General features: G+C 38.9%; 1 protein-coding gene. It reads left to right on the top strand.

Annotated elements, in window-relative coordinates; translation table 11 throughout:
* Positions 1-441: 441 nt before the first annotated feature.
* On the top strand, positions 442-8,062 hold a 7,621-nt coding region (locus H7T93_RS09770; protein WP_201041940.1), incomplete at its 3' end, for a Spy0128 family protein.

The raw sequence follows: 8,062 nt of genomic DNA, 5'->3' as shown, positions 1-8,062 counted from the left end.
TAAGAAGAGTTAAAAATGATAATAGGGAAGTCTTACTTTTAAAGGGTTTTTACGTTTAAAAGTTGTTTCAATCCTTACTTCTATTTGAAATTTACTTATTTAAGAAAGCCAATTATTAGAAAAATGAACGTTAAAAGTGAATTCAAGATGGCTTTTAAAGAAGAAAATTAATATCAAAATATTAGAAAAAACGATTTTATGATAAATAACAGTAAGCGTTTTAAACGCTTATAATACAAGTGTTTTAACGTAAGACTGCTTTTTGTAAGAGTTTGGATTTAACAATTGTCAGATAACTAAAGTTTTTTTAGAAAAGATAGATTAATCACTTGACTCTAAATTGTCAGAATGTTAGAATGAGAATGAATCATGGATATGAGGGGAATTAACTTGTAGTCATGTATCTATAACTAACTATTTTTTTAAGAGGGAGACTTAAACATGAAAGACATTTTCAATAGACGTCAACGATTTTCATTGCGTAAATATTCGTTTGGTGTCGCTTCAGTCTTGCTAGGAACGGCACTCTTTGCCGCTCATACTGCACAGGCCGATGAAGTAACAGCGCCTGACGCTTCTTCATCAAACCCTGATTCATCAGTTGAGGGGGAAAGTTCATCAAACCTGATTGAGACATCTACAGCATCTACAGCTCAAGCAGATCCTACTGCAGCTGTATCTTCAACTGAGGCAACTGCGTCAACATTTAACTTGACGCCAGAAGCTTCAACAACAGATAAGGCTGCCGCAGGGACAACTGACAAACAAGCTACAGAAACTGCAAAATCTCAAGCTGCTAAACCAGCTTCGGAAGCAGCAAAACCAACTGAAAAGGCTGCTACAGAAACAGCTAAGCCAGCTACAGCAGCATCAACAAATGCAGCTAGCAACAAGGTTGAAACAACAGCTTCAGCGACAGCCGCTGCAGCAACTCCAGCTGCAACAGCGGCTAATCGTACTGCAGCAACAGCAGCTCCAGTAGCTGAAGAAACAGCAGCAGCCGAAACTGCGGCAGCAACTACAAGTCTTAACACACGTGGTTCTGCGCGTTTTTATTCTGTAGGATCAGCAGCAGTTCGTAGTGCAACGCTTGACCGTGCAGCAACTGATTTGACGAATGCTGGCGCTTTGGCAACAAGAAGCAGCCGTCGTAATCGTCGTGCCGCTACAGACCACAATAACGAGCCGGTTGCTGTAGCAACTTTCCTAAAAGACGGTGAAGTTGCTACACCTGAGATGACGGATCCAAATGGTGCAAGTGTTCGTTCACAAACAGTACCATCAGGATATGCTGCTAAAGAAGGCGATGTCTACACCTATAGTATCGTAGACCTAACCCGCTTCAATGAACGTTACAATACAAGCTACTATGTACGTGCTTACAAGAGATTTGATGCTTCAACAGATACGACTGTTGAATTGATCAACAAAAATACTGGTGCTGTAGTTGAAACAAGAACAATTACTGCGTCTAGTGGTATTCAAAAATTCACGACTACTCAATCTGCTTCTAAAGGTGAATTAACTTTCCAAGTAGATTATGATAAAGGTTTAGGAGCTGGACCTGGTAAAACGGACCAACCATTTATTCAATTTGGTTATGAAGTTGGGGCAAGTATCCAAGCTTTAGTAGCTCCAGGACATAACCTTACTACTGAAGAACAAAAATTATATGATGCAGTTTATGCTGCTCGTACATCAACAGATATTATCAACGTTGTAGAACCAGCATATAACGGTCGTACGATTACAGATACTAATGCCAAGATTCCAGTATCAGTTAATAAAACAACTTACTATAAAGTAGTTGATAAAAACAATCCAACATTTAAGGCGAATAAAACTGATGTAACTGTTCAAGATTATAAAGCAAATGGTAATGAAGTAGACTTAGCTTCATACACTCTTAAAGCTATGGAAGGTCAAAACTTCACAGCATCTGGAGAGCGCCAATTTGATGGATACAAACTTTATCAAGCAGCTGAAGCAAATGATCAGTCAGGATATGTGAGTCGTCCTTATACTGTTGGAACGAAATTCATGGACGCTGAGCGTGCAGGAATTAAACGTATTAAAGAAATCGTGGGTGAAGATGGAACTGTAGTTGTTCGTGTTTATCTTCTAGATCCAAAACAACAAAGCAAGCGTTCTGATGGTACATTGAGCACTGATGGCTACATGTTGCTAGCAGAAACGAAACCAATTAAACCAGGTGATTACAACAAACAAGAATTAGCTGTTAAGAAATCACCTCTTAATACAATTGCTTTCACTGATAGTAAAGGTGTAACCTATGCAAATGGTAAAGAAGTTCCATTTGACTTCCAAAAAGCTGCTGGATATACACCATATAAAACTGTATTCGTACCATTCTTAGGAGACAATATTGGTCACCTTTCTCCAAATGAACAATTGGTTCGTGGAGTAAATGGTATCGGTACCAACGTTGACTTGCTTAACTCTTTGACACCGTATAAACAACCTGTTTATTACTATGTCAAACAAGAACCTGTAACAGTTACACCAGAAGTTGAAAAACAATTGGAAGGACGTGTACTTGTTGATGGTGAATTCAGCTTCAAGATTAAAGAAGTCAATGAAAACAAATCACTTCCGTCATATGAAGAAACTGTTACTAATAAAAACGGTAAAGCTACATTTAGTAACTTAACTTTCAATAAAGTTGGTACTTACATCTACACAATCACTGAGGTTAAAGGGGCAGATACAAACGTCGATTACGATGGTATGACAGTTAAGATGACTGTTACTGTAACTGAAAACTCTAAAGGTGATTTGCAAGCTTCTGTTAAATACAGTGGTACTGGTGGATTTGCTTCAAGTGCAGATGATAAAGTCTTCAACAACTACGTTGTAGCTCCAGTTAAAACTAAGTTTGACTTTAGCAAGGCTCTCGCAGGTCGTGAGTTGAAAGCCGGTGAATTTAGCTTCGTATTGAAAGATTCAACTGGTAAAGTTCTTCAAACTAAGAAAAATACTAAAGAAGGTGTTGTAGCCTTTGATGATTTGACCTTTGACAATACTCAAGTTGGTACTCACAAGTACACTGTAGAAGAAGTTATCCCAGAAAACAAAGAAGCTGGTATGACTTACGATACAATGAAGGCTGAAGTAACAATCACTGTTACTAAGGAAGGTCACGTTCTTAAAGCAACAAATACTCTTCCAGCAGATACAGAGTTCAACAATACATTCACACCAGGTGCGATTAAAGTTAACCTTGAATTTGATAAATCACTTTCAAACGGTACTTTGAACGCAGGTGACTTTAGCTTCACATTGACTGGTGATAACAATGTTAACGAAACTGTAACTAACAAAGCTAACGGTAAGATTAACTTCAGCGAATTGTCATTCGACCGTGAAGGTGTCTACAACTACACTGTTAAAGAAGTGAAGGGCAACAATGCCGATGTAGACTACGATGAAATGACTATCGCAGTTAAAGTAACAGTTACTAAAGATGCCGCTACAGGTCTTTTGGTTGCTAAGACTGAAATGACTTCAACAGGTGGTGAAGCAACTGGTACTGATGACAAGATCTTCAACAACCACGTTGTAGCTCCTGTAACTGCACAATTTGACTTCAGCAAAGCTCTTGCAGGTCGTGACTTGAAAGCTGGCGAATTTAGCTTTGTATTGAAAGACAAAGATGGTAAAGTCCTTCAAACAAAACAAAATGATGCCAACGGTAAAGTTAAATTTGACGCATTGACATTTACAAATGCTCAAGTTGGTGACCACAAGTACACTGTAGAAGAAGTTCAAGGAACTGAAGCAGGTATGACTTATGACCCAATGAAAGCTAACGTAACAGTTACTGTTACTAAGTCAGGTCATGCGCTTACTGCTGTTGCAACTCTTCCAACTGATAAAGAGTTCAACAATACCTTCACATCAGCTCCTACTCAAGCTCAATTCAAGTTCACTAAACGTCTTGAAGGTAAAGCACTTGAAGCAGATGCCTTCACATTCGAATTGCTTGAAAATGGCAATGTAATCCAAACTAAGAAAAATGCAGCAGACGGTTCAATCACTTTTGATGCTATTGAATACAGCGCTGAAGGTGAACACACTTACACTGTGCGTGAAAAAGCTGGTAACGATACAAATATCGATTACGATACTATGAACGCAGTAGTGAAAGTTAAAGTTACTAAAGATGCCGCTACAGGTCTCTTGAGTACTGCAGTTACAATGCCTGAAGACACTGAGTTCAACAACTATGTAGTTGCTCCAGTTGTAACTAAGTTCGACTTTACTAAGAAATTGGCAGGTCGTGAACTTAAAGCAGGTGAATTCAGCTTCGTATTGAAAGATTCTACAGGTGCAGTAGTTGAAACAGTTAAAAATGATGCTGCTGGTAATGTTTCATTCTCTAACTTGTCATTCGACAACACTAAAGTAGGTACTCATACTTATAAAGTAGAAGAAGTTATCCCAGCCAACAAAGAGTTTGGTATGACTTACGATAAGATGAAAGCTACTGTTACAGTTGAAGTTGCTAAGAACGGTCACACATTGACTACTGTTACAAACGTTACATCAACTGGTGGTGTAGACGCAAATGGTAATGCAACTGACGGTACTGCAGATAAAGAATTCAACAACAAAGTCACTCCTCCAGAAACTCCTGAATTCCAACCAGAAAAATTTGTCGTTTCTAAAGAGAAATATGACATTACTGGTGACAAGTTGATGGATGACGACGATGATGTACCTGGTAACGAGTACACAGCAACAAATGCAAATCCATATGTTGATGGTGTTAAAAACAACGAACCAGAAAACTTGAATACTAAGACTGTTGAACGCGGTTCTAAATTGGTATACCAAGTATGGCTTGATACTACTAAATTCACAGAAGCTAACAACATCCAATACGTTGGTGTATCTGATAAATACGATGCAGAAAAATTGGACGTTAACGCTGCTGACATCAAAGCATACGATTCAGTAACTGGTGCAGACGTGACTGCTAAATTCGACATCAAAGTTGAAAATGGCACAATCACTGCAACTTCTAAAGATGAATTTATCAAAGATAAAGTAAACAACCCTGTTATCGATACTACTAAATTCGCATTTGGACGTTACTATAAATTTGATATCCCAGCAACTGTTAAAGAATCTGTTAAAGCTGGTGCTGATATTGAAAATACAGCCAACCAAACAGTTCACGTTTACAACCCAGTAAGCAAGACAGTTGAAAAACCTGAAAAACCAACACAAAAACGTGTTAACAGCGTTCCAGTTCCAGTGGAAATGAACTTCACAAAACGTTTGGAAGGTCGTGAACTTCAAGCTAACGAATTCGAATTTGTATTGAAGAAAGACGGCGTTGAAGTTGAACGCGTGAAGAACGACGCTGCTGGTAAGATTGTCTTCAAGACTCTTAAATTTGGTCGCGATGATCTTGGTAAGACTTACAACTACACAGTAGAAGAAACTCCTGGTACAGATACAACTGTCAAATACGACACAATGGTTGCTACTGTTAAAGTTGTGGTTTCACACGACGGTACAGCTAAAGCAATCGTTGCTAACGTGACAGATGCAGCTGATAAAGAGTTCAACAACCGTGTCACACCTCCAGAAGAACCTAAGTTCCAACCAGAGAAATACGTTGTTTCTGAAGAGAAATTCGATATCACTGGTGACAAGCTCGTTGATGACGATAAAGAGTTGGCAGACAAGTACGCAGATACAAATGCGAACCCATACGCTGACGATGCCTCAAACAACGAAGCACAAAACATCAATACTAAGACTGTTAAACGTGGCGATAAGTTGGTTTACCAAGTATGGTTGGATACAACTAAATTCGACGCAGCTAACAAGGACAACATCCAATCAGTAGGAATCTCAGATGACTACGATGAAACTAAATTGGAGCTTGACGCTACTAAGATCAAAGCTTACGATTCAGTAACAGGTGATGATGTTACAGCTAAATTCGATATCACTGTTAACAACGGTGTGATTACTGCAACACTTAAAGATGGCTTCACTAAGTCACTTGGCGACGCAGAAAACACACAAGTTATCGACACAACTAAATTTGCTTTCGGACGTTACTACAAGTTCGACATCCCAACAACAGTTAAAGCTGATGTTCCTGGTGGTGCAGATATTGAAAATACTGCGGCTCAAGTAGTTAACTACTACAACCCAACAACTAAGAAAGTTGAAAAACCAACTAAACCAACTGAAAAACGTGTTAACAACGTTCCAGTTGAAGTGGAATTCAACTTCACTAAACGTTTGGAAGGTCGTGAGCTTAAAGCCAACGAATTCAGCTTCGTACTTAAAGATTCAGAAGGTAAGACTCTTGAAACTGTAAGCAACGATGCGGCTGGTAACGTTAAGTTCTCTAAACTTGAGTTCAAGAAAGGTCAAGAAGGCGTACACAACTACACAGTAGAAGAAGTTAAAGGCTCAGACGCAACCGTTACATACGATACAATGAAAGCGAATGTAACAGTCACAGTTAAACATGATGGAACAGCTAAAGTTCTTATCGCGACTGTAGGCGACATTGCGGATAAAGAATTTAACAACCGTGTAACACCTCCAGAAGAACCTAAGTTCCAACCAGAGAAATACGTATTGAATACAGCGAAATTCTCTATCACTGATAACAAGCTTCTCGATGATGATGCAGAGTTGACTGATAAATATGGTGAAACAAATACCGATCCATATGTAGATAAAGCTGATAACAACGAAGCAGAAAACATCAATACTAAGTCTGTTAAACGCGGCGAAAAGATCTACTATCAAGTATGGTTGGATACAACTAAATTTGACGCAGCTAACAAAGACAACGTTCAAACTGTAGGAATCACTGATGACTACGATGAAACTAAGGTTGATGTAGATGGTTCAGCAATCAAGGCTTACGATTCAGTAACTGGAGCTGATGTCACAGATAAATTTGACATTAATGTTGAAAATGGTGTGATGACTGCAACTCTTAAAGCTGGCTTCACTAAGTCACTTGGCGACGCAGAAAATACTCAAATCATTGATACAACTAAATTTGAATTTGGACGTTACTACAAGTTTGATATTCCAGCAACTGTTAAGAACGATGTTCCTGGCGGTGCAGATATCGAAAATACTGCTGCCCAAGTTGTTAACTACTACAACCCAGTAAGCAAGACAGTTGAAAAACCAAACAAACCAACTGAAAAACGTGTTAACAACGTTCCAGTTGAAGTGGAATTCAACTTCACTAAACGTTTGGAAGGCCGTGAGCTTAAAGCTAACGAATTCAGCTTCGTTCTTAAAGATTCAGAAGGTAAGACTCTTGAAACTGTAAGCAATGATGCTTCAGGTAACGTTAAGTTCTCTAAACTTGAGTTCAAGAAAGGCCAAGAAGGCGTACACAACTACACCGTAGAAGAAGTTAAAGGCTCAGACGCAACCGTTACATACGACACAATGAAAGCGAATGTAACAGTTACAGTTAAACACGATGGTACTGCTAAAGTTCTTATCGCGACTGTAGGCGACATTGCGGATAAAGAATTTAACAACCGTGTAACTCCACCAGAAGAACCTAAGTTCCAACCAGAGAAGTATGTATTGAATGCTGAGAAATTCTCAATTACTGATAACAAACTTCTTGATGATGATTCTGAATTGGCCGACAAGTACGCAGATACAAATGCCAACCCATATGCGGATGGTACTGCAAACAACGAAGCTGAAAACATCAATACTAAGACTGTTAACCGTGGCGACAAGTTGGTTTACCAAGTATGGTTGGATACAACTAAATTTGACGCAGCTAACAAGGACAACATCCAATCAGTAGGAATCTCAGATGACTACGATGAAACTAAGTTGGATCTTGACGCTACTAAGATTAAAGCGTATGACTCTGTAACAGGAGACGATGTAACTTCTAAATTTGATATCACTGTTAACAATGGTGTGATCACAGCTAACCTTAAAGATGGCTTCACTAAGTCACTTGGCGATGCAGAAAACACTCAAGTTATCGACACAACTAAATTCGCCTTCGGACGTTACT

Source organism: Streptococcus sp. 9.1 (assembly GCF_016648815.1).
Classification (GTDB): Bacteria; Bacillota; Bacilli; order Lactobacillales; family Streptococcaceae; genus Streptococcus; species Streptococcus salivarius_E.
This window is presented reverse-complemented; position numbering and strand designations above follow the sequence as displayed.